At 45.6% G+C, this 23,918-nt stretch carries 23 protein-coding genes and 1 tRNA gene; 6 read left to right on the forward strand and 18 right to left on the reverse strand.

The window, feature by feature from the left end; translation table 11 throughout:
• Window positions 1-720 precede the first annotated feature (720 nt).
• The 14 genes from UF05_RS15395 to UF05_RS15460 form a co-directional block, all read right to left on the reverse strand.
• Window positions 721-1,875: a flagellin gene (locus tag UF05_RS15395; protein ID WP_005462278.1), complete on the reverse strand. Its 1,155-nt coding sequence runs from the start codon at window positions 1,873-1,875 to the stop codon at window positions 721-723.
• A 435-nt stretch (window positions 1,876-2,310) separates the two neighbouring features.
• Window positions 2,311-3,504 (reverse strand): flagellar hook-associated protein FlgL, encoded by a 1,194-nt coding sequence (gene flgL, locus UF05_RS15400; RefSeq protein WP_005482245.1) that lies wholly within the window; start codon window positions 3,502-3,504, stop codon window positions 2,311-2,313.
• A 13-nt stretch (window positions 3,505-3,517) separates the two neighbouring features.
• A complete protein-coding gene (flgK, locus tag UF05_RS15405; protein ID WP_005482264.1) occupies window positions 3,518-5,458 on the reverse strand; it encodes a flagellar hook-associated protein FlgK in 1,941 nt (646 codons plus the stop codon).
• 161 nt (window positions 5,459-5,619) lie between these two features.
• Window positions 5,620-6,546 (reverse strand): flagellar assembly peptidoglycan hydrolase FlgJ, encoded by a 927-nt coding sequence (gene flgJ / locus UF05_RS15410; protein WP_045544940.1) that lies wholly within the window; start codon window positions 6,544-6,546, stop codon window positions 5,620-5,622.
• A 16-nt stretch (window positions 6,547-6,562) separates the two neighbouring features.
• Entirely contained in the window at window positions 6,563-7,654 is a 1,092-nt protein-coding gene (locus UF05_RS15415; protein WP_045544941.1) for a flagellar basal body P-ring protein FlgI, read from the reverse strand.
• A 44-nt stretch (window positions 7,655-7,698) separates the two neighbouring features.
• Window positions 7,699-8,478 carry a flagellar basal body L-ring protein FlgH gene (gene flgH, locus UF05_RS15420; RefSeq protein WP_005462288.1) on the reverse strand — a complete coding sequence of 260 codons (780 nt, stop codon included), beginning with the start codon at window positions 8,476-8,478 and terminating at the stop codon, window positions 7,699-7,701.
• A gap of 30 nt (window positions 8,479-8,508) precedes the next feature.
• Window positions 8,509-9,297, reverse strand: a complete 789-nt coding sequence (flgG, locus tag UF05_RS15425; RefSeq protein ID WP_005382032.1) for a flagellar basal-body rod protein FlgG — start codon at window positions 9,295-9,297, stop codon at window positions 8,509-8,511.
• An 18-nt stretch (window positions 9,298-9,315) separates the two neighbouring features.
• Window positions 9,316-10,065 carry a flagellar basal body rod protein FlgF gene (locus UF05_RS15430; protein ID WP_045544942.1) on the reverse strand — a complete coding sequence of 250 codons (750 nt, stop codon included), beginning with the start codon at window positions 10,063-10,065 and terminating at the stop codon, window positions 9,316-9,318.
• Between the two features lie 292 nt (window positions 10,066-10,357).
• Window positions 10,358-11,671, reverse strand: coding sequence for a flagellar hook protein FlgE (flgE, locus tag UF05_RS15435; RefSeq protein ID WP_005462291.1), 1,314 nt, complete (start codon window positions 11,669-11,671; stop codon window positions 10,358-10,360).
• Window positions 11,672-11,702: 31 nt separating this feature from the next.
• Complete coding sequence (flgD, locus tag UF05_RS15440) at window positions 11,703-12,410, reverse strand: flagellar hook assembly protein FlgD (protein WP_005462292.1); 708 nt, start codon at window positions 12,408-12,410, stop codon at window positions 11,703-11,705.
• 17 nt (window positions 12,411-12,427) lie between these two features.
• On the reverse strand, window positions 12,428-12,841 hold the full coding sequence (gene flgC, locus UF05_RS15445) for a flagellar basal body rod protein FlgC (protein ID WP_005462293.1): 414 nt from the start codon (window positions 12,839-12,841) through the stop codon (window positions 12,428-12,430).
• A gap of 5 nt (window positions 12,842-12,846) precedes the next feature.
• The gene (gene flgB, locus UF05_RS15450; RefSeq protein ID WP_005462294.1) at window positions 12,847-13,242 is read right to left on the reverse strand and encodes a flagellar basal body rod protein FlgB; all 396 of its coding nucleotides are present in this window, start codon (window positions 13,240-13,242) and stop codon (window positions 12,847-12,849) included.
• 312 nt (window positions 13,243-13,554) lie between these two features.
• Entirely contained in the window at window positions 13,555-14,382 is an 828-nt protein-coding gene (locus UF05_RS15455; protein ID WP_005462295.1) for a protein-glutamate O-methyltransferase, read from the reverse strand.
• Between the two features lie 11 nt (window positions 14,383-14,393).
• Window positions 14,394-15,320 carry a chemotaxis protein CheV gene (locus tag UF05_RS15460; protein ID WP_005462297.1) on the reverse strand — a complete coding sequence of 309 codons (927 nt, stop codon included), beginning with the start codon at window positions 15,318-15,320 and terminating at the stop codon, window positions 14,394-14,396.
• 76 nt (window positions 15,321-15,396) lie between these two features.
• Here UF05_RS15460 and flgA point away from each other — a divergent pair, with 76 nt between their 5' ends.
• The 3 genes from flgA (at window position 15,397) to UF05_RS15475 (ending at window position 17,040) form a co-directional block, all read left to right on the forward strand.
• Window positions 15,397-16,143: a flagellar basal body P-ring formation chaperone FlgA gene (gene flgA, locus UF05_RS15465; RefSeq protein WP_045544943.1), complete on the forward strand. Its 747-nt coding sequence runs from the start codon at window positions 15,397-15,399 to the stop codon at window positions 16,141-16,143.
• Window positions 16,144-16,270: 127 nt separating this feature from the next.
• Window positions 16,271-16,588 (forward strand): flagellar biosynthesis anti-sigma factor FlgM, encoded by a 318-nt coding sequence (flgM, locus tag UF05_RS15470; RefSeq protein WP_005453996.1) that lies wholly within the window; start codon window positions 16,271-16,273, stop codon window positions 16,586-16,588.
• A 26-nt stretch (window positions 16,589-16,614) separates the two neighbouring features.
• Window positions 16,615-17,040 carry a flagella synthesis protein FlgN gene (locus UF05_RS15475; RefSeq protein WP_005454011.1) on the forward strand — a complete coding sequence of 142 codons (426 nt, stop codon included), beginning with the start codon at window positions 16,615-16,617 and terminating at the stop codon, window positions 17,038-17,040.
• A gap of 112 nt (window positions 17,041-17,152) precedes the next feature.
• Here UF05_RS15475 and flgP read toward each other — a convergent pair whose 3' ends face one another.
• The gene (flgP, locus tag UF05_RS15480) at window positions 17,153-17,584 is read right to left on the reverse strand and encodes a flagellar assembly lipoprotein FlgP (protein ID WP_005453982.1); all 432 of its coding nucleotides are present in this window, start codon (window positions 17,582-17,584) and stop codon (window positions 17,153-17,155) included.
• A gap of 9 nt (window positions 17,585-17,593) precedes the next feature.
• On the reverse strand, window positions 17,594-18,232 hold the full coding sequence (locus UF05_RS15485; protein WP_005382013.1) for a FlgO family outer membrane protein: 639 nt from the start codon (window positions 18,230-18,232) through the stop codon (window positions 17,594-17,596).
• Between the two features lie 170 nt (window positions 18,233-18,402).
• Between UF05_RS15485 and UF05_RS15490 the strand changes: the two genes are divergently transcribed.
• From UF05_RS15490 to UF05_RS15500, 3 genes are all read left to right on the forward strand, one after another.
• On the forward strand, window positions 18,403-19,536 hold the full coding sequence (locus UF05_RS15490; RefSeq protein ID WP_031816691.1) for a flagellar assembly protein FlgT: 1,134 nt from the start codon (window positions 18,403-18,405) through the stop codon (window positions 19,534-19,536).
• A 179-nt stretch (window positions 19,537-19,715) separates the two neighbouring features.
• A tRNA-Arg gene (locus tag UF05_RS15495) sits at window positions 19,716-19,792 on the forward strand.
• A 269-nt stretch (window positions 19,793-20,061) separates the two neighbouring features.
• A complete protein-coding gene (locus UF05_RS15500; protein ID WP_005482262.1) occupies window positions 20,062-20,568 on the forward strand; it encodes a hypothetical protein in 507 nt (168 codons plus the stop codon).
• A gap of 244 nt (window positions 20,569-20,812) precedes the next feature.
• Here UF05_RS15500 and UF05_RS15505 read toward each other — a convergent pair whose 3' ends face one another.
• Window positions 20,813-21,772, reverse strand: coding sequence for an OmpA family protein (locus UF05_RS15505; RefSeq protein ID WP_025500673.1), 960 nt, complete (start codon window positions 21,770-21,772; stop codon window positions 20,813-20,815).
• A gap of 636 nt (window positions 21,773-22,408) precedes the next feature.
• Entirely contained in the window at window positions 22,409-23,833 is a 1,425-nt protein-coding gene (gene gltX, locus UF05_RS15510) for a glutamate--tRNA ligase (protein ID WP_005482241.1), read from the reverse strand.
• Between the last annotated feature and the right edge of the window lie 85 nt (window positions 23,834-23,918).

Raw genomic sequence — 23,918 nt, forward strand, 5'->3', positions numbered from 1 at the left:
AACGCTGAGCGGTCATCGCTGATACGTTAGTGTTTACATTCACTGCCATGGTGATTTCTCCAATTGATTTTCCGATGTAGCGGTTTCCGACGTCTCGGAAAACCAAGTAGTTCTCTCAAAGTTACTTCTATTAACGACACCAAATTCAGAAGCTTTAGAAAAAAAATTAAAAAAATAACATAGCGAGATTTGGCTAAAAAAATTGAAGAAAAGTCAGAAAAAGTGCTCAAGTTTCTACAAATTGAGCCGAGAGGGCTAAATTGTACAGAAAAACATCAAAAACAAGAGATAAGGAAATGAATAGAGAAAATAAAAGAAGGAAAATGCAGAAAAGAAAAAGCCCCTTTTCCTTTGAGAGAACTGGGGCTAGGTTGGTCGCCAGAGCCTATGTGGAGATCAAGAGAAATTAACACATTTCCGGCATACCGGGTGCAACTCTACATTGAAAATGATTGGCAGGTGAGAGATGAGAGAGCCATTCATTCTATTATAAAGTTGCTTGCCAAAAGCCCGCATTCCCATCCACGTCTGAATGTATTGAATACAGGCTAGAGGATACCAATCGTAGTAAATAACTGCTCACCCTAGCTTGCTAAAATGCTCGATAATTATGTTAAAGTTTTTGACTGTAGAATGACTACTTATCGAAAAACTTTGCCTCGTTCTCAAGCATTGAATCTACGCTATTTCTGAACTTTTATTCACTGTAATTGGTATAAACTACTGCAATAGTGACATTGCAGAGTTTGGCAACTGTTTCGCTTGAGCAAGAATCGAAGTACCTGCTTGTTGCAAAATTTGTGCTTTGGTCATTTGCGTTGTTTCTTTCGCAAAGTCCGTGTCTTTAATTCGGCTGTTCGACGCGTCAACGTTTTCTTGGATATTTGCCAAGTTGTTGATGCTGTGGCTCAGACGGTTTTGTTTCGCACCAAGATCCGCACGTTGTGAATCCACGTATTTCAGTGCAGAGTCCAGTACAGAAATCGCGTTCTGAGATCCTTGAACCGTTGTCATATCAATATCTTGTACTGATGTTCTTACTGGCTCATCGCTTAGGCCTAGCTCAGAAGCAAGACCACCAGAGATCGAGATGTCACCCTGAACGTTTGGATGAGCAACAAAAATTTGCAGCTTGCCATCTTCGCTTACAGACGCGTTGATCATGTCTGATTGACCATTGATGTACGTTGCTAGCTCTTCGATGTCATCACCCGCTTTCGCGTTGATATTTATTTCTAGATCATCAACATTACCATCTTCGTCTTCACCCATGCCAGGAAGCGTGATTTTTAGATCGGCTTTAGTTGGATCAACACCCCAATCTTTACCTTTTCCTACTTCAGAGAAGAATGTCACACCGCCCATACGAGTGTCATCTGCACGAATACTAGTTAGACCCATGATCATCGCTTCACCAGAGCTCGCACCGATTTGGAATGCCGCTTCACCGAATGAGCCGTTCAATAGACGACGACCACCGAATGATGTGGTTTCTGCGATACGGTTCAGTTCGTCAACCAACGCCATTGATTCTTCGTTGATTGCCTGACGCTCAGCTGGAGAGTTAGTACCGTTTGATGACTGGATAGCCAAGTCACGCATACGCTGCATCACTGACGTTGCTTCGTTCATCGCACCTTCAGCCGTTTGAGCGATAGAGATACCATCGTTCGCGTTACGCATTGCCACATCAAGACCACGAGACTGTGCCGTTAGACGGTTAGAGATCTGTAGACCTGCTGCATCGTCTTTTGCACTGTTAATTTTGTGACCTGATGATAGACGCTCCATCGAGGTATTAAGCTCGTTGGTCGCTTTATTTAAGTAACGCTGCGCGGTCATCGCGGAGACGTTAGTACTAACTGTTACAGCCATTTTGCTCTCCTTTTGAGTTCGCAAGCTTTTGCGAAGCGGCCAGCTTTACTCTCATTTGGATAAGCACTGACCGTAAAAATTACTTGCTAAATCTGCCTTTAACGCAGGGTTTAGAATCTCGAAATCTGTTCTGACATTATTCAATACAATTTGTGTGCCAACTTATTTAAGATATCGATTCCAAATTAAAATAGATAAATAAACAATAAGTTAGATAACACACTCGCTGTTTTCGACCTCTTTCTCTATGCGATGAAGATATTTTCACACCAAGAGAAGTTTGCCGCTCACATTGCCACCGGTGCCTTTGCCGCATTCGGTAAAAACATGCCGCTCACTCACCTCAACGACTTTTGAAATTTCTCGCACTTAAGGCTTGGCACATAAGGCATCAAAATCTCTCGTTGTCGTTATTCGCCGCTGGCCGTCAAATCATTAAATGTAGTTAAACAATGTCAGGTCTTTTGTTTTGCCAAAAGCTTGTTGCGAGGCCTGTAATGCACGCGAGTTCTCACTGAACTCGATCACGGCTTTGGAGTAATCCAAATCCTCAAAATTGCTCTTTGCTTTTGCCAAAGACAAGTTAAAGTCTTCGTGGTTTTGCTCTTGAATATCGAGCGTGCTCAGCCTTGCACCCACGTCGGTTCGAGCTTTGTTCAAATGGATGAACGCAGCTTGAAATTCCTCAGTCATTTGGTGCAACTTCGCGGTCGCTGATGTATCGGAAACGGATTTATCCGACCAAGACATCGCTTCCTTAAAGGTATCGAAAATACTGAAGGACTCACGCTTTTCGATGCCGATGCTGTCTCCAGGGGTAATTTGCCCTTTCACATGCACTTTAAGTCCTTTGTACTCGATGCCTTTTTCTGGCGAAAATTCGTCAGCGTCCACCACTTTGCCGTTTCGCTCCAATTGGTAGCCAAACTTGCCGTTATTCATATCGACAAACGTCACGCGATAAGAAGCGGTGTCCTTCGCATCCACATTGGTTGCTTTGCTTAGCAGTAAGTCAGAACCGCTTTGTAAATCGTAACTAGGCTGGTAATCACCAAACGGGTTTGGGATTTCCATGAACAGTTTGCTACCAGGATCGTTCATCGGCATATCCAGCATGCTGGACACTTTCATTTTGCGTTGGTAATCATCACCAGCGTATTGCACGCTGCCATCTTTATCGCGATAAAATGGCTGGCTTTTCGGCTTTGTCCCCGCAAACACGTAGTTGCCCGATTCATCTTGCGCATTCACTAAGTTAAGGAAGTTATTTGCAATTTCTTCCAACTCACGCTTTTTCGCTTGTCGGTCTTCGGCAGAAAACGCACCGTTGATCATTTCCATGGTGAGACGTTTCGATTCATCAGCGAAACTTTCTGCGTTCGCGATGTTCACTTCGTGGTTTTCTAAACGGTTACGCACCAACACAATCGAACTTAAATATTGCTTTAACTGCTCTTGCTGCTGGCCAATATTCTGAATGTAATGCGCAGCCAGCGGATCATCACTTGGTTTAAGCAGCTTCTTACCTGAGGCAAGTTGCTCTTGGTTGTGATGGATCTTGTTCTCTTGGCGACGCAAGTCATTTTGTACAGACTGATAGTTATGGAAACTAGAAATTCGGGTTAACACTTATCTCTTCTCCTTACCTCAGTTGCAAAATGGTGTTGAAGGTGTCATTTGCCGCCTGCATCACGCGTGATGAAGCCATGTAAGCTTGTTGAAACTTCATCATGTTGGCGGCCTCTTCATCGAGGTTCACACCCGCAATCGATGCTACACGTTCTTGTGCGGCTTCATGCTCTAAACGCGCAACCGATGCTAAGCGGTTAGCCGTTGCCGATTTCAAACCCACTTCAGTATTAAGATTGTGGTAAACGTCAATCAAGGTGCTCGATTTACCATCCATCATTTTGTTGGTTTGTAATTGCTGCATCTTTCTCAAGTTGCCGTTACCACCTTCTGACGGCACCAAGTTGGCCGTAAATTTATCGTTCAGCAGTGCGCCTTCTGTCAGTTCAAAGATGGTTGCATCGCCATTTTTGTATAGCGGATGACTCTTCGGCACTGAGATTTCAATCAGCGGATCATCTTTGTCTAACGGATAAGAGTATTTATCAGACAGTAAGTTACCTTTGTTATCGGTAATCTTTAGCCACGCTTTGTCGTGCTTTTCATCGGGTGGCTGAACCGTTACTTCAAACTCTTTTACATCACCCGCTTCACGAATATTGAATTTCGCACTGCCTTGAGCAAACGTCGTAGACGCTTCATAACTTTGTGCGGCAATGGATTTAGCGTCGTTGGTTTCCATCTTGATGATGGCAGCACCACTGCGAGTAGGACGCAGCAGCACTCGTTCGCCAGCGGCAAGGCCTTCGCCGATTTGCACTCTCATGCCATCCAATACGAAGGTAGAATCCGACTGGTCTATATCTATCTGAACTTGCTCGCCTTTCGGTGTTGTCACGCTGTAGCGATCACCATCGAAGCGCAGCGCATATTCGCCACCTTTCAACGCCGAAATATCATCGACATAAACGGCAACGTCCGCTTTCGAGTTTGGTGCAGTAAACACTCGTGATTTAGCCACCAGCTCAGAATTCACATCGGTGAAAACGTCTTTACCGATTTTGCCGTTGAGATCCAAACCTTGCGATTGCAGTTGGTTGACCTTGTAAGAGAATCCGGTAGCTAAGCGCCCCATTTCATCCAGCAGCTGCGGAATGTGTTTGTCACGCATGTCGAGTAGCGCGCCGATTTTGCCGTCCATGTCGTCGGCCTTAATCGCTTTGATGCCATCGCCTTCGACCATCGCTAGACGTCGTTGGTGCACGTCTGGGTAGCCATCAATCATTTTTAATTGGCTTGCCTCTGTGCCCGACACCAAGGTATGGCCATTGCCGATGTGCACGTTGAAGCCTTCTGCGTTTTTACGTGGGGTCACAGTGACCTTAGTGTATTCCGACAGCTCGGTAATCAGCTTTTCATGCTGATCCATCAAATCGTTATGTGGACCAGGAGTGCGCATCATCAAGCGGTGAATGTCACGAATTTCTAGCGCCAGTTGGTTAATGCGCTCAATGCCCATGTCCAATTTTTTATTGGTTACGTCTGACTGCAGTCGCACCGTTTCGTGAAAGTCGTTTAATGTGTCTGAAAAGATTTTTGCCTTTTCCAACACAACTTTACGCGCACCTAAATCGTTTGGTGTGTCTGCCATGGTTTTCACAGCATCAAACCACTCGTTGAGGTTTTCTGGGATTTTCTTCGATGCAACAGAGCTCAACATACTAGAAAGCATGTCTAAGTTATCTTGGGTATCCGTTTTATTCGCATTGCTTGTAGAGGACAGGTTGAGTTCATTAACGGCAAATTGGTCCCACGAGCGGCGAACATTTTCCACATGCACGCCCATGCCGTAGGTCGAACCACCAAACATGCGTGGATCGTTGGTACCCTGAATCACTGACTGACGGCTGTAACCTTCTGTATTAACATTAGAAATGTTATGACCAGTAGTATTTAACTGCCTCTGAGCAGTAAGCACACTTTGAGTACCTACATTCAGAAGATCTGACGCCATACCTGCCCCCAAAAACGAAATAAGATCGGTAAATACCGATCACCTAGACAAGTAAAAGCAAAAGATGTGCCAAGTGGAATTTAGAGTAGTAAATTCAGGTAAAATAAAGGCTTGCACGATGGCAAGCCTTAATGATTCGCGTACGCTGTAACCCCAAAAGGTTACATACTTTCGATTTTCTGCTTCACTTGCAGAACTTTGTCGGCGTAGGTTGGATCCGTCGCATAACCTGCTCGATGAATACCGCGAATAAAGGATTCAGAATCTCCACGTTGCTGCAATGCCGTCTCGTAACGTGGGTTGTCATTCAAGAAACGGACGTAGTCGTTGAAACTATCTTGATAGTTCGAGTAAGAACGAAACGCTGCCGTCTCTTTCACTGGCGTATTGTCATGAAATTCCAATGTTTGCGTGGTGACTTTATCACCTTGCCAGCTTCTGTCTGCTTTGATGTTGAACAAGTTGTTACTGCTACCACGAGCATTTTGCACCACTTTTTGTCCCCAGCCAGTTTCCAGAGCTGCTTGAGCAAGAAGCAATGATGGTTCTACACCCAACGCTTTCGCCGCCTTTTCAGCGTATGGCTTCATGGAGTTCACAAAGGATTCTGGCGAATCAAACTTAGCAGGAGTATGGTTGGTACGGGAAAGTTCGCCGGACTCAATCAATCGCTTTTCAATTTCACGCGCTTTTTTCGGGTCCACACGACGATATTCTACGGCGCTGTTTGCCGCATCGCGCATTGCCGTTTCGCTCTTATCATTGCCTTGGCCAGCCGTCAGCTGTGCCACTATCATATCTGCCAAGCCCATAGAGCCATTTGCGCTCAGTTCACTCGCCATCTGCTCATCAAGCATCTGGCGGTAAAATTTCTCATTTTGGCTATTCATGATGTTCGACTCGAAGCCTTCGTTCGCTTCGCGCATCGACTTCAACATCATGGATGTAAAGATAGACTCAAACTGACGAGCAGCCGCATGCAGTGCTTCTTGCTCGCCACCTTTACCCTCTTTCACCGCTTTCTGACGCAGGCTATCGAGCGAGCTAATGTCGTGAATAAAACCGATATCGTTAGGATTCTTCATCATCGCAACCTCCTAACCATTAAATGATGATCAACTGGCCTTCGATGGCACCAGCTTGTTTCAATGCTTGTAAAATGGCCATCAAATCAGAAGGTGCTGCGCCCACTTCATTCACCGCACGTACGAGGTCATCCAGCGTCAAACCCGGCTCGAATTTGAACATCTTGCCTTTTTCTTCCGTCACTTCGATATCTGAATCGGGCACCACGACCGTTTGGCCGCCAGAGAAGCTGTTTGGTTGGCTAACGTTTAGATTTTCTTTGATGGCGACAGTCATGCCACCATGCGTCACTGCCGCAGGCTTAAGACGCACGTGTTTGCCAACGACAATCGTGCCAGTACGGGAGTTAACAATGATCTTCGCCGCGCCATCAGCTGGGTCAAACTCTAGGTTTTCAATCGCGGACAAAAACGCCACACGCTGGCTGACATCACGCGGGGCACGCACGCGTACCGACGTCGCATCGACTGCACTAGCCATTTGTGGGCCAAGGAAGTTGTTTACCGCATCCGCCATGCGTTGTGCGGTCGTGAAATCAGATTCAAGCAAGTTGAAAGTAATGTAATCACCACGACCGAATGGGTTTGGAATGTCGCGCTCTACCGTCGCACCACTAGAGATAAGACCAACAGTTGGGTTGTTACCAACAATTTTTGAACCGTCAGCGCCTTCAGCACTGAAACCGCTCACCACTAAGTTACCTTGTGCAACAGCGTAAACTTGACCGTCTAGACCTTTAAGGAACGTTTGTAGAAGCGTACCACCACGTAGGCTTTTCGCACTGCCGATTGACGATACAGTCACGTCCACTTGTTGACCCGGCTTAGAAAATGGCGGCAACTCTGCCGTGACCATAACCGCGGCAACGTTCTTGATTTTTGGTTTGGTACCCGGCGGCAGTTGAATGCCGAAGTTTTGCAGCATGGCCGCGAAACTTTGCTCAGTAAATGGGTTCGCTTCACCGGTACCTGGTAAGCCTGAAACCAAACCATAACCCACGAGTTGGTTGCTTCGCACGCCTGCCACTTGCGCGACGTCTTTGATTCGTGCGGCTTGGGCGGCTGTAGAAAACAGAGCAACGCTCATCAGTAATAAAACGATTCTTTTCATGCTTACTTAATCTCTTGCAGTCAATTTGCCGTCAGTACGGCGTCTTATAGCGCTACATTAAAGAATCGTGCCAAGAAGCCAGGCTCTTGCATATCTTGCGACAGACCGGTTCCTGAGTATTGAATTCTTGCGTTAGAAACACGATTTGACGCAATTGTGTTGTCGAAGTTGATGTCATCAGGACGAATTGTGCCGCTTAAGCGAATGTACTCGTCACCCGTATTTAGCGTCATCCACTTCTCACCACGGATCACGAGGTTGCCGTTTGCCAGCACTTCGATAACTTCGACCGTAATGTAACCACTGATGCTGTTACTCTGCTTCGCAGAAGAGTCGCCAGCAAAGGTGTTGGTGTTGTTTAAGTCATAAGAGAAGTTGTACTTGCCGCCTACTTTCAGCTCTTCACCGCCCACTTGTAACGGATCCATTTGCGCTTCGTTGGTTTTCGACAAGTCCGCGTTAGCGCTCTTCGTCGCACTGGTGGTTTCATCTAACGTGACTGTGATGATGTCGCCAATGCCGCGAGGTTTAGAGTCATCATACAAATCGGTAATGTGCTCTGGGCTAAACAGAGAACCCGTCGCCGCAGCATAATGCTCAGGCTTTTGTTTTGGATGGATTGGAGCCCACGCTGGATCACCAGCAACCGGATCATTTCTGCCACGCAGTGTATCAACGATGCCGCTACTCTCGTCTTTCGACTTATCGCCTTCAACCGCATCCACAACGGTAGTCGCTTGCGTCACTTCATCCGTTTCGATGGGTTCTAACATCGCACAGCCAGACATGGTTGTGATCAGCGCAAGTAAACAGATACGTTTCATTATGAGCTCCTTAATGGCTAACTTTTGCCGTTACAACTGCTGGTTAACGAAGCTCATCATCTTATCGACAGATGAGATCACTTTAGAGTTCATTTCGTACACGCGCTGAGCTTCGATCATGTTGACCAATTCTTCTGTCACGTTTACGTTGGAGGCTTCTAGCATGGATTGGCGAATTTCACCCAAACCGTCCAAACCCGGAACACCTTCTTGCGGGTCGCCACTTGCGCCTGTTGGCAAGTAAAGGTTCTGACCGATTGGCTCTAGGCCACCTGGGTTAACAAAGTCCGTAATAGTCAACTGACCAACGACTTGGTTATCTTGCTGACCACGTACGCGCACAGATACTTCACCGTCCGTACCGACAGTGATAGAAATCGCATCTTCAGGAATCACAATTTCAGGTTCTACTGGGTAACCAGAACCAGATGTCACTAGCGTGCCTTCACCATTTAGCGTGAACTGGCCGTTACGGGTGTAACCGATGTTGCCGTCAGGCAGAGTCACTTGGAAGAAACCATCGCCTTCCACCATCATGTCCAATGCGTTGGTGGTGGTTTGCGCATTACCGTGCGTGTGCACTTTTTGCGTTGCAACCACTTTAGAACCAGCACCAAGCATCAAGCCACTTGGCAGCTCGGTGTTTTGAGAAGACTGACCGCCCGGCTGGTTGATGTTTTGATAGAACAAATCTTCAAAGACCGCACGGCTTTTTTTGTAGCCCACGGTCGAGGCGTTCGCCAAGTTGTTCGAAATCGTAGCGATGTTGGTTTGTTGGGCGTCTAGACCTGTTTTACTTACCCATAGTGCTGGATGCATAGTGAACCTCTAACTCTGTTAACTCATACGAAGCAATGAATCTGAAGATTTATCCATCTCTTCAGCGGTGCTCATCATTTTGACCTGCATTTCGAATTGACGTTGAAGGTCAATCAGCGCGGTCATTTCACCTACGGCATTCACGTTACTACCTTCAATCGCACCAGTTTGGATGCTGATAGTGCCATCTGCTTCGTAAGGCTGGTTTGGAGTTTTATGGCGAAATAAGCCATTGGTGTCTTTAAATAAGCTTTGATCGTCAGTTTTCACAAGCTTGATACGATCAACGATTTGTAATTCTTCAGCCGGCGCACCTTGTGGAAGTACAGAGATGGTGCCATCACGACCGATTTCGATTTTGGAGAGTGGGATTGGCAGAGTGATTGGCGCATCGTTCTCATCCAAAACGGCATGACCGCTTGCGTTGGTTAGCATGCCATTTTGGTCAATTTTTAGGTTACCGTTACGGGTCAAACCTTCTTTGCCGGTGTGATCCAATACAGAAATCCAACCGCTGCCTTCGACGGTAATGTCTAAATCGCGACCAGTCGTGATCACGCTGCCTTGAGCAAAATTATGTCCCGGACGCTCTGTCATGCTAAACACGCGTGACGGCAAACCATCGCCATACGCTTGCATTGAGCGAGCCTGTGCTAAATCTGCACGAAAACCCGTCGTGCTGACGTTAGCCAAGTTGTTAGCACGCAATTGCAAAGCCTGCATATTTTGCTTGGCGCCACTCATTGCGAGAAACAGTGCGCGATCCATAATCTACTCCAAAAAAGTCTCTGTACTTCGGAGTAAAAGCAATAGTTATGCCAAGATAAAATAGGCTTATTTATCAAAAACTTGAATAAAATTAAAGGCAATCAAGAAGGATGTTCAATGAAGGAAAACTGCAAAGGGAGGCAAGATTTTGATCCATGTGGCGGCAACAGCGGCAAACCAGAGATCAAAGCATGCTTAGCCTGAACTGAGGTGTTTTCAGGCTAAGCATCAGATGAATGTCATGATGTTATCAAGCCAAGCGGCGAAAGCACGCCCAACTTGATGATGCAGATTATCGAATCTGCAGGATATTTTGTTGTAGCTGGTTATGTACTTCTAGCGAACGTGAGTTTGCTTGGAAGTTACGCTGAGCAGAGATCAGATCCACCAGCTCCTGAGTCATATCAATGTTTGACTGTTCCAGCATACCGTTGTTGATAGTACCGAAAGAGCCTTTGTTTGATTCACCCCAAATCTTGTCACCAGAGAACTGAGTTGAATCCCATTGCGTACCGCCCTTCTTATCCAGACCTTGCTCGTTAGGTACACGAACTAGCGCCACACGACCCAACGTTACGTTTTCACCGTTTGAGTAAGTACCCAATACGCTGCCGTTTTCATCAAAGTCAACTTTGGTTAGGAAACCCGTTGTCGCACCATCTTCATCGAACTTAGTCAGCTCAAATGGGGCGGCAAATTGTGTCGCAGCACCCAGACCAAAGTTAAGCGTCTGAGCAGGATCTGCACCATTCATATCAAGCGGCGTGGTGTTTGTTGCAGGATCACCCAATGCAACAGAAGTAATCGGGTTACCGCTGTTTAGGCTTGCCAACGTACCATCGTTGTTGAACTTCATGGTGTGACCAATATGACCTGTTGGTGTTTGCGCATCACCACCAGCAACGTTTAACGGCTTCTCACCACTCTTGTCTGTTACTGTGTAGTAAGTGTTCCACGTGTTTGGCTGAGTCTGATCTTTCAAGTAGTACGTTGTTAACTTGTAAGATTGACCCATCGAGTCATAAATGGTCGAAGAGGTTGAACGGTTGTATGTATCTGGGTCTGAAAAATCAAACTGAGTTGGATCTTTCAAATCACCATTAGCAGGTAAGTTCACGCCCACTTCAATGTTCGCTGTTTGTTTTGGCTTACCAAATTCCGCAGGAATATTGATTGGTTGTGGCTCGTAAGATGAAACCTCACCAGACTCTGGGTTTACTTGATAACCAAGTAGGAACTCATCGTTCGCGGTTACCATGTAGTTTTCTTTGTTCAAATGGAATGCACCGTTACGTGTCATTTCATTTTGTTGTGGGATAAGACGATCTTTCGCGACCGCGAAGAAGCCAGTACCCGATACACGCAAATCCATTGGGTTGTTGGTGTAAATGCTTGAGCCTTCGTGGAACTGTTGTGCCACTTGGCTTGCTTGTGCACCGCCACCCGGAGTGGTTTTCGCGTTAGTAAACAAAGAGTTTGAGTAAACATCAGCAAATTCCGCACGAGACTCTTTAAAGCCGTACGTGTTAGCGTTCGCAATGTTGTTACTGGTTGTATTTAAATCCAGTTGAGCCGCGGACAAACCGCTTAAAGATACATATGACATTCCAAAATCTCCTAATCTAGCGTGTTATGGATTACGCTTTGCCGACTTCCAGTACTTCTGCAAGTCGAACTGGTGATTCAAAACCAGCCAGATTGAGTAATACGTTTCCGTCACCTTTGCCCAGCAATACGCTGTTTACGTTGGCATAAGTAGACACTGGGAACTCTTGTGACTCCCCATCCACTAAACCAGACGCTTTCACTTTGTATTTGCCAGCAGGCAATGGATTACCGCTTTCATCATTACCATCCCAAAGTACGCGTGTGTCGCCGGCTGGTTTCGCACCTACCTCAAAAGTACGAACCAATTGGCCGGCTTCGTCTTCTACACGAACAAACAAGTTGTCGAGAGATTTCGAAAGCTTAACCATTGCCGCCATAGGCGCATCGTCTTGCTTCACACCCGCCGCACCTGGGACCAATACGTCGCGCCCTACCAAAGAGGAAGCTTGCAACGCTTGGTTCGATGTCATTGACGAGTTCAAACTCTCAAACTGAGTGTTCATCTTGCCAATGCCATCTACGGTCGCAAATGACGCCATTTGCGCAATCATCTGGTCATTACTTACCGGCTTAAAAGGGTCCTGTTGAGACAATTGTTTCGTGAGCAACGATAAGAAGTCTTCCTGTTTTAGGTCCTGCTTACCTGTGCTCCCTTCCGCTTTTTTGTTCTCTTGAAGACTTTTAAGCTGGTCGATATAGGACAAGCCGCTTTGACCAACGTTGTTAATTCCGGCCATACGCTACCTCCTTATCCTTATTGACCCATCTGCAGCGTACGCAGCAGCATTTGTTTACTAGAATCAGCAACCTGCACATTCGTTTGGTATGCGCGAGAAGCCGAAATCATGTTTGCCATTTCTTCCATTACATTGACGTTTGGCTTGTAGATGTAACCTTCGTCGTTTGCAAGGGGATGATCAGGGTTGTACTCCGCACTAAGCGGCTTATCACTTTCTACAATTCCCAGAACTTTCACTGGCACAGTATCACCGCCACGCATGGCGTTACTTAACTCAGCACCAAATACAGCATGACGCGCTTTGTAGGTGTCTTTCGCAGAGCTGCTGACACTGTCGGCATTCGCCAAGTTGCTCGAGGTAGTATTCAGACGAACAGACTCAGCGCTCATTGCGGAACCTGTCACATTGAAAACGTTAAATAAGCTCATCTAAATTAATCCCCTTTGATTGCCTTGGTTAAGTTCTTGAATTTGCCGCCTAGAAAGTCGAGTGATGCTTGGTGTCTGATTTGGTTTTGCATAAACAAGTTACGCTCTAAATCCAAGTCAACGGTGTTGCCATCACCCGTGTCTGGTTGCGTAGGAAGACGATACAGTTTGTCCCCCATCAACGTTGTAGTGGCAGGAATATGCCGACCATCTGTTCGGCTAAGACCAATGCTTGCCCCAGATGTTGCCGCTTGTAATTCCTTGGCAAAGTCTAGACCTCTTGCTTTGTAACCAGGCGTGTTTGCTTGCGCGATGTTGGTGGAAATCACCTCTGCATTGCGCTCACGTACGCCCACCGTGTGCTGGTGGATGCCTAGTGCCTTGTCAAAAGATATAGCCATGTTTGCCTCTACAATTAAGAACTGACCGTTATTAATAACCAAATAGCAATTAGCGTGCCAAAAACCGGAAACGCTAAAACACCTATCAGCTATTGACGTTTTAGATTGCAATAAGCAAGCCAAAGTAACTGGAATGTCGTATCACTTCGCTTACTTGAATAAAGATACACCCTGCAGAGGGAACAGGGCAAAGTCCGACAACAGATTAGCGAGGGGAAACTCGAAATCTCATCTCATGTAGACAAAAGAAAGGATGCAGAAAAAGAAAAGCCTGACACGAGGTCAGGCTTTGTTTTCAAATAAGAGATACCGCTATTTAAGCTTGTAAATGATACCGGGATTACAGCGCACCATTTCAAATTTATCAGTCAGACCGGTTAACGACTCTGACGCACCCAGCAATAGGTAACCACCAGGGTTTAAACTACTCGCCATTTGGTTAAGCACTTTAGATTTCATCTCTGGAGAGAAGTAAATCAGCACGTTACGACAGAAAATGATGTCGAATTTACCCATCAGTGCGTAGCTATCCATCAAGTTTTGAGGACGGAAGTTCACCAAACGTTTAACGTTGTCTTTCACTTTCATACGGCCATCGCCTGCATCTTCAAAGAAAGTGCGGCGACGCTCAGGCGAAAGACCACGACCTAAAGCTAGGTTGTCATACACACCTGCACGACACATTTCGAGCATGCTTGCAGAAATGTCCGTCGCTGTGATGGAAACACTTGGCAGCAAACCTGGCTTACGCTGTTGCGTTTCCAGAATTGTCATCGCGATTGAATAAGGTTCTTGACCAGATGAACTGGCCGCAGACCAAATTTTAATTGGACGTTTATTTGCCGCAACTTCTGGCAATAGTTTGTCAGCTAAAACCGTGAACGGATAAGTATCTCGAAACCACAATGTTTCGTTAGTCGTCATCGCATCCACAGCAGCAATACGCAGTTCACGATTGCGGCCAGCAACAACATCGCGCAGCAAATCAGACAACGACGCAAGCTTGAACTTAGTCACTAGAGGACTCAGTCGGCTGCGCACGAGGTATTGTTTGCTATCGCCTAATACGATGCCACATTGCGATTCTAGAAAACGGCTAAAGTCACGATACTCTTGATCACTGATTGTAATAGCAGTCATTAATGTCTCTTTTATTGTGTTAATGCAGATTTAACCGCGTTACCCAATTCGTCTGGGTTAAATTTCGCAATGAAGGTGTTTGCACCTACGCGCTCAACCATGGCTTGGTTGAAAACGCCACTTAATGAGGAATGAAGGATAACATAAAGATCTTTCAAATCTGCATTTCTGCGGATTTCAGCCGTTAATGTGTAGCCATCCATTTCTGGCATTTCGATATCAGAAATCACCAAAGAAATCTGATCGTAAATGCTGCCTTCTTGAGCCATTTCAAGCAACTTATTGTACGCTTCTTTGCCATCTTTGACAGATACGACCTCGAAACCAATCGAAGTAATCGCGCGCTCAACTTGCTTACGTGCAACCGTTGAGTCATCAGCAATCAGAATACGACGTACGATAGGCTTTTCTTGCTCCGCTTGTGCGATTTCTTCACCGATGGTTGAATCCATGGTTTCATCAACTGGCGCGATTTCAGCCAGGATTTTTTCCACGTCTAGGATTTCAACAAGTTCGTTATCGATATTCGTCACAGCAGTTAGGTAGTGCGCTTTACCTGCGCCATCTGGCGGCGGCAAAATCGCTTCCCAGTGCATGTTGATAATACGCTCAACCGATGATACCAAAAATGCTTGGATCGTACGGTTAAATTCAGCGATAACAACAAAACATTTATCAATATCGGTGGTTGGGCGGCCACCAATTGCCAGGCTCAAATCAATTACTGACACGGTATGGCCACGGATATGAGCAATACCTTTTACCAAAGGGTGTAGATTTGGCATAGAAGTCAGCTTAGGGCACTGAAGTACTTCTTTTACTTTGAATACGTTGATGCCGTAACGCTGTCGCCCCATCAGTCGAAAGGTCAATAATTCCAATCGGTTCTGACCGACGAGTTGCGTACGCTGATTCACCGAGTCAAGAATCCCCGTCATATGCTCATCTCCATCTCAAACTTTTTGTTTTTAAATGATACTCTACCACTGGCAAGCATGATACCAGGGAGACAGTATGGCGTATTTCACTATAACTTCGACAACATTGACTATGACAATATGTAGAGCGCTATTTACAAAGTACGCTAAGTCTATCGGCATTTTGCTCAGTATGTTTAGTTTTTTTGTTCATTCGGCAACAGATAATCAGATAGAACAAATAAAATTGGCAGCAGAACAACATATTCTTGCCACGGTAGAGCAGCCAGCCGGAGGTGAATTGACTGTGAATGCGGCAGACATTGACTCTCGAATCAAGGCAACAGACTGCCCTGAACCACTCGACACTTCGGCCTCTTCCACCAGCAGCACCCGCAGCAATATCAATGTGTTGGTAGAATGCCCTGCCGATGACTGGAAAGTGTATGTCCCTGTTCGTGTCTCCTCTTCAGTACCGATGATCGTAGCAACTCGACAACTTGGCCGAGGTGAGATCATCAGCGCATCGGATGTCACGACGTCCATGATTGAGCTTCAACGCTTTCGCAAAGATGGCTTTTCCAGCTTCGAACAAGTGGTCGGTGCGAAGTTAAAACGTAGCGTTCGTCTTGGTGACGTGGTTGAGCGCAATGATGTTTGCGTGGTTTGCCGTAATGAAAAAGTGATAATAAAGGCCGTAAAATCAGGCATGACGATCACAACACAAGGCACAGCATTGCAAGATGGAGCCACGGGCGATCAAGTAAGAGTGAAAAATGACAAGTCACAACGTATAATAGAGGGCATAGTGACTGACATTGCGGAAATTACCGTCACCTTTTAACCTTTATTTAGGTAGCACAACCGCATTGTGAAAATTGATCAATAAAAATGCAAAAAATGATTAAAGTTATCGTTTGGTTGGTCGATAGTCTGGATACCAGTATTACGATACAAGGCAAAGGTTAAACATGGCAGGTATAGATAATATACGTTCAGGGCAAATGATGTCGACGACCAGTCGCGCGCCTGCACGTAACGATTCAAGTGCGACATCAAGCGCAACTGAATCGAAAAAAGCGCCAGCTCAACAAGACGCTGTATCGCTAAGCCAACAAAGTAAAGCCGTCAGCAAACTCCAAAAGGATATGGCAGCTTCTCCGGCTTACGACAGTGCGAAAGTAGCGGCAATCAAAGAAGCAATCGCAAACGGTTCATACCGCGTTGACCCAGAAAAACTGGCCGACAATATGATCAAGTTTGAAAACGAATTGCAAGGCAAAAGCTAACTGACTTAGGCCCAAGGTAAGTATTTATGGCAGCATTAGTCGATCTCGTAAACTTTCAACTAGAAAATGCTAAGGCACTTTCTACTGTGTTACGTCAGGAAACACAGGCGATTACTGCGCGTGTCTCTTCTGAAATCGAAAGCATCGCCAAACAAAAAATGACACTCATTGATCAGCTAAGAACTACTGATCAGCGAATTGCCTCTCACCCGCATGTCAATCAACTTACCGAAGATGAGCACCTAAGTCAGGTTGTAGCCCAAATCCAATCCATCGTGCTGGACTGTCAACAAGTCAATCGCGTGAATGGAGAATCCCTCAGCCGTGCTCAATTGAGTTTTAACAAGCTCAATAACATGCTTCAACACACTCACGGCAAGATCGGTATGACCTACAATGCCGGCGGCAAAACCCACACCATTTCAACGCTAGGCACCAATATTAAAGCCTAACGCTCTAGCCTCTCCTTCCTCATTAGGCAAAGCCATCAAATCAACCCATAAAAAAGCGACCAATTGTTGCCAATTAGCCGCTCGAAAAGATTATCTGTTTAGTGAAGGGGGTTTAGAACAAAGTTTGCTGACGCTTCTCAGGCACTTGTTGAACTTCACCGTAATCGCGTAGCTTATCCATCTTACGGATATCCAAACGTAACTCTGTTACGTAACTGTCTTCAACTAAGTAACTGCGCACGACCTCTGCACCGCGAATCACGCCATCGACCGCGCCACTCGTGCTTTCAATGCCAAGACGCTGATCTTCAAGTTCGGCTCGACCGCTTACTCGCATGCCGTAAACTTGCTCTGCTAACTCACGATACGCATCAATTTTTGATGCTCGCATCGCGCGCACACGTTTTTCTTCTACCGTGCGGCCAGTTTGTTCGCTTACGCTTGCATAACCTACCGCCACTAAAATTTCATCTTGGCGCATCTGTTGTAATGGCTGACATCCCACAAGCACCAAGGTGGCAATAATAAATAATAACTTCTTCATGGTTCTATCCTATGGGCGGAGAATCACAGTGTATGGCTGGCGAATAGTTGGGTCTGAACGAATCAACACGCCATCTTGGGTACGGATGCTATTTAGCGTATCCAAATCACGACCGATTCGGTCTGCAGGCAAGAACCCTTGCGCTGTGGCAACCACAACACGGCTTTGCATACCAACAACGCGAGCATTAACCAACACGCCACCTTCTTGACGAAGCATGGTTCCCGTTAACACATACTGAATTTGCTGCTCTTGTGCCAGATCTTGCCAGTCACGGCTTAAGGCAAAGTCGCCTTGCTGCGTCACTTGGATAGATCCTGTCGTTTTAAAATCGACGACTTTAAAACCGCGACGTTGGAACTGATGGATAAATCCTTCAGATACAGAGTTGCCCAACCAGTTGGTCGCATCCATATTTTGCAGGTCAACAAACGATGTGATAGCAATTGGTGTACGTGCAGAAACGGCAACGTTAGATACCATCAAATCTTCTGTCATGCTCTCAATAAAGAAGTCCATCGTATGACGCGGACTGTCCATCAACATGAACTGGCTGCCTGAATACGGTTCTTTACCATTATAAATCGGTGAGTACGCGCACGATGTCAAAAGCGTCATCATCGATGCGGCGACAAGCCACTTTTTCATGGTTTGATTCTCCAGATAATCTTGGGTGGTACTGTTCTTTCACAATTCCTTACTGAGTAAAGGTAATATTGGAACAGTCTTTGCTTTTCTTTGTTTGTCGAACTAAGAAAGCGCCACCAAACTTCACTGAAATTGATATAGCAATATTTATACCCGAACGGTCATACCCAATGAAAAAAATATTATTTAGCCTACTTTCAATCACTTTCGTTATGCTTCTGCCATTTCGTGCAGTGGCGTCTTGGTACGAAGTGACAGGCGTTGCCACGATCGTTTCTTCTGAAGATGCGGCAAGGCTCCATGCGTTGGAAGACGCTCTATTCAAAGCCGTCAACTTTTCGGGCGCAGACATTGGCAGCATCAGTAATTTGATGCCGCTATTGGAAGAAAGCCGCAAAGAATATCAGTTTACTAACCATGAGGTGCGCTACATTCTCGTGGAATCTGAGCGCAAACGCGGTGGTAAAATGGAGATGAAGATCCGAGTGGACATTTATCCATCGGCAACGGGTTGCCACACGGATCAATACAAAAAGACTATTTTGGTCGGTAACATTGACGTTGCCTCTCCCCAACAAGCAGTCATGGGGCAAATCTACCAAGTGGGTGACGATTTCAGCAAAGTCGTTAATCGCCAATTGGATCAAACCTCGCGCAGCTTCGTTTCTGTTGGCACGACGGACTACTCAATCAGCAGCAATTATCCAGCTCGCACTCAAATGATTGCGCAAGACAACGGCGCACAATACATTATTGGCGGCGTGATCACTGACTTAACGGCAACGATTGAATCTCAACTCTTAAAAGACGACATCATTAACCGTCAGTTTGCTTTAGAGATGAAAGTCTTCGATGGCAAGACAGGCCATGAAGTCTTCAACAAAGCGTACCGCGAAGTCGCGCGTTGGCCATTCGCCAAAACCAGCCAAGTGGATACTCGTAGTGCACGTTTCTGGGCATCGACCTATGGCGAAATGATGCTACGCGTCAGCCGCAACATCATGTTAGACCTCGAGTCCGAACTGTCTTGCAAGATTACCCTACCGGAAGTGGTGGCCGTTTTTGGCAACACCGTCACGATGGATCTGGGCCGCATGCACGGCGTAAAAGAAGGTGACAAACTGCAACTGTGGCACACGGCATCATTCATCGATCAAAAGGGTTTACCACGTAATAAAGTGTCGCAAAGCGAGATCACGCTGACGGTCTCCCGCATCTATGAACAAGAAGCAGAATTGACGATTGATCAGCCGAATTTGGCGTCCAGCGTTCAAATTGGCGATGTAATGAACAAGATCTTATAAAAGGTCACATTAAGCCTTGAGATATGCTTACTTTTGAATATCATAGACAACGCATCTTATTTGATTATGCCTGTCTAAGTAACTAACAAGTTAGCACTAGGGTTAAAGAAATCAGCAGCATGGCTGTGAATTTGTTTAACCTGTAGCAATAACCCAATAGTTGCTGTGATTGGTATTACGCCCTCATGGCACAGCTGGATAGCGCAGTCCCCTCCTAAGGGACAGGTCGTAGGTTCGAATCCTACTGGGGGCGCCATATCATAGCCTTAGCTCACCGTTGAGCTAAGGCTTTTTTATACGCGTTTATCGGGCTCATTGCCCGCACACAACGTTCTCTTCCCAATAATCCAAACGCCCAACAACAGCATATTGCCGCTTCTGGTCAAACCTCATGCGGGTTGAAAACGCTCGCCATCGCCCTTAATTACTTCACAGTTACTATTTACAGTTTTGTATTTTATTACTTTAATTATTTATGAGTTTTGCTTACCCTCTCGACTATTAATAAAAATATTAGTTAGCACTATGTCTAAGAGCAATTTAATTACTAACACTGGACACCGCTTTATTTCGAAAGGCAAGACTGCCTTTAAGATCCACATTCATACTCCTGACGATACTGTTTTGCATCGCTCAGTGGGTTTTGTTCGTATTGGAGAGAAAAAGGGCTTGAAGAAAGCCATCAAACTAAGAAATGAGTTGGGTAGAGAAATGTGGGGCAAATTTTGGCGACGTCTATTAAAAGACCCGTACTTAATGACGCGTCTGCCGCACAGCGTTGAGCCTAAAATCGTTCATAAGCCTAACCCTACCCTAGAGAACCCAGACAACCGAGACACTTGTTACATTGCGAAATGGCGCGAGTTTAACGATAAGGGTGAATACAAATACAAGACGGTAGTACGTTCGATTAACAAATACGGCAAACTTGCCGCTTACATGCAAACGAAAAAGGCACTACTAGAAGCCCACAAAGAGAACTTAGAAATCCTCACTTTTATGGGCCGACTCAACAGCATCGATCTGAAGTAATCCACTCTCGTACTTACACAACTTAAAAGCGCCTCAGACAAATTTCGCTTCACTGCTAAAAATGATTTCGAGAGTTGAACCTCTATCGAACGCAAAAAGAGAACCCGTCATCAACCGGTTCTCTTTTTTTGTGTCCACCATTCACAAATTAAGCGATACAAAATGAACAGATAAAAAAAGCCCCGAAGAGCGAACTCTTCGGGGCATTCAGCTTTAGGCTGCTATTCTACGGTCGGATAGGAGCTTATTGCTGAACTTGGTATTCGAACTCAGGTACAACGATTTCTACGCGACGGTTTTGTTGACGACCTTCACGAGTATCGTTTGATGCGATTGGGTTGTTTTCACCTTCACCGCGAGCTTGGATGCGTGATGCATCGATGCCTTTTTCAACTAGCGCGTTTGCTACAGACTCAGCACGTTTCTCAGAAACTTTTTGGTTGTATGCTGCAGCGCCTGAAGTATCTGTGTAACCAATTACTTCAACCTTCGCTTGTGGGTGCTCGTTTAGGAAAGCAACTAGGTTGTCTAGTTTAGAAGCGCTTTCTGGTTTAAGTGTTGTGCTGTTTAGGTCAAAGCTACCAGTACCGATAGTTTGAGTTTCGAAAGTTTTAGTAACCACTACTGGCTCAACAACTTCTTCTACAACTACTTCTTCAACTACTGGCTCTTCTTCAACTACTACTGGCTCATCGTTGCCGCCGAATTTGAAAGAAACACCTAGAGTTGCAGAGTTACCAGCTGCTTTGCTTACGTTGTTGCTAATGTCAGTAATTGTTTGGTATTCCGCACGTGCTGTAACGTTTTGGCTTAGGTTGAATTCAACACCAGCTGCGCCTAGGTAAGAGTAATCATCTTTACCGTCGAACATTACGTAAGCACCACCAACTTTACCGTAAAGTGCGATGTCTTGAGTGATTGGTAGGCTGAATTTAGGAGCAAGAGTGATTGCTTCTACGTGGCCACCGAAAGAAGTTTGATCGAAATCACCAACGTTGTCGAAACCAGCTTCTAGTGCAATGTAGTCATTGAATTCGTAACCAACGAAAGCACCAAGAGTTGAGCCATCTTTGTCACAAGATTGACCTGCTACACAAGCATCTTCCAACCAAGATTTACCCATTTTACCGCCCACGTATACTTCTGCTTGAGCTGCTGAAGCCATAAGTAAAGACGCTGAAATTACCGCTGCTAGTTTTTTCATTATTGATTCCTCTAAAGAAGTACTTTTTTTAATTCGATGACGAAATGCGCCGCCTAATAACACTGACGTTGTATTTCAATTCTTTTTATTCATTCCTTGAGTGGATACCGAAGCAACTTCCGCTTTATGCACATGCAAAAAATTTATGGAAAGTCACTTGGATATATTTCCAGTGCAGTGATGCATATCGTTATCGAGTTCTCACTGACGGGTTGAACTATAACGCTAAGAAATCACGAGACAAATCCCAAAACTGTCAATTTCGTGTCATCAAAAAGTTCTACATTATGTGATCTTGAGCACTCAAAGACCCACCCCACCAACTACGCAAACGTTTGCCTCACTTTTTAAAACCAGACAGCTAAAGCAAGTTAATTTCTCAATATTGAGACAATAATTAGGGAACTTTAGGATTTATAAATATAAATCAGAGAGATATTTTGAATGCGAACGGTTAATTTTCATTCATATTAGGCATATATGGATTACAAAAACTTATCCATTTTTGAACAGCTAAAAAGCAAAACGAGCAGTTTATATCCTTAGCAAGATTAAGCTTTATAGTGCTGTGAACCTTCAGATACAAAAAAGCCGCGACAAATATCGCGGCTTAGAATGACTATTTATTCAGTCTAATTATGCGTTTGCTTCACGCTCAGCAATGAACTCTAGCGCCATTTTGATGCGAGCAACACAACGTTCTTTGCCGATCAACGCCATTACAGCATCAACAGAAGGTGATTGACCGCCGCCTGTTACTGCAACACGAAGTGGCATACCGATTTTACCCATGCCAATTTCAAGCTCTGCACATACGTCAGCGATCATTTGGTGTAGGTTTTCTGTCGTCCACTCTGTGATCGCTTCCACTTTCGCAAGTGCTACTTCTAGAGGCTCTTTCGCTACACCACGCAGGTGCTTCTTCGCTGCGCCCGCTTCAAACTCAGAGAAATCTTCGTAGAAGTAACGAATTTGCTCAGCAAGCTCAACAAGAGTATGACAACGCTCACCGACTAGCTTGATCACGTCAGTGATCGCAGGGCCGTTTGTTACGTCGAGTTTTTGCTGATCTAGATGCCATTGTAGATGCTCTGCAACATACGCAGGATCTGAGTTCTTGATGTAGTGGTTGTTCAACCATTGCAGTTTATCCGTGTTGAAAGCAGAGGCTGACTTAGATACTGCGTTTAGGCTGAACAAGTTGATCATCTCTTCTTGAGAGAAGATTTCTTGGTCGCCATGAGACCAACCTAGACGCACTAAGTAGTTGTTTAGTGCCGCAGGCAGGTAACCCATATCACGGTATTGCATTACTGATACTGCACCATGACGCTTAGACAGTTTCGCACCGTCATCACCTAAGATCATTGCACAGTGTGCAAACGTTGGTACTGGCGCACCCAATGCTTCGTAGATGTTGATTTGACGAGGCGTGTTGTTGATGTGGTCTTCGCCACGAACGACGTGAGTGATACCCATGTCCCAGTCATCCACTACTACACAGAAGTTGTAAGTAGGTGAACCGTCAGTACGACGAATGATTAGGTCATCCATTTGATCGTTGCGGATTTCGATACGGCCACGAATTTGGTCTTCGAATACTACGCTACCCTCTTTTGGGTTACGGAAACGGATAACACATGGGTCACCGTCTTTTGCCGCTTCGTTTGCCGCTTTGATTTTTGGATGGTTTGCATCGTAACGAGGCATTTCTTTGTTTGCTTCTTGCTCTGCACGGATTTCATCTAGCAGCTCTTTAGACGCGTAACACTTGTACGCTTTGTCTTCAGCAAGAAGCTTATCAACCATTTCGTTGTAACGATCAAAACGTTGAGTTTGGTAGTAAGGACCTTCATCCCACTCCAAGCCTAGCCATTCCATGCCTTCTAGAATCGCATCAACGGCTTCCTGAGAGTTACGTTCAAGGTCTGTATCTTCGATACGTAGAACGAATTCGCCACCTTGGTTTTTAGCGTATAGCCAAGAGTAAAGTGCAGTACGCGCACCACCAACGTGTAGATAGCCAGTTGGGCTAGGAGCAAAACGAGTTTTAACCGTCATTTGAGTTCCTTAGGGGTAATGAGCAACGAGAGGGCTCTCGTTGTGATGTCAAGGATAAAAGTGGCGACATTTTACCACCGTAAGT

The sequence above is a fragment of the Vibrio sp. S457-15 genome (genome assembly GCF_000960545.1).
Lineage (GTDB): Bacteria > Pseudomonadota > Gammaproteobacteria > Enterobacterales > Vibrionaceae > Vibrio > Vibrio parahaemolyticus.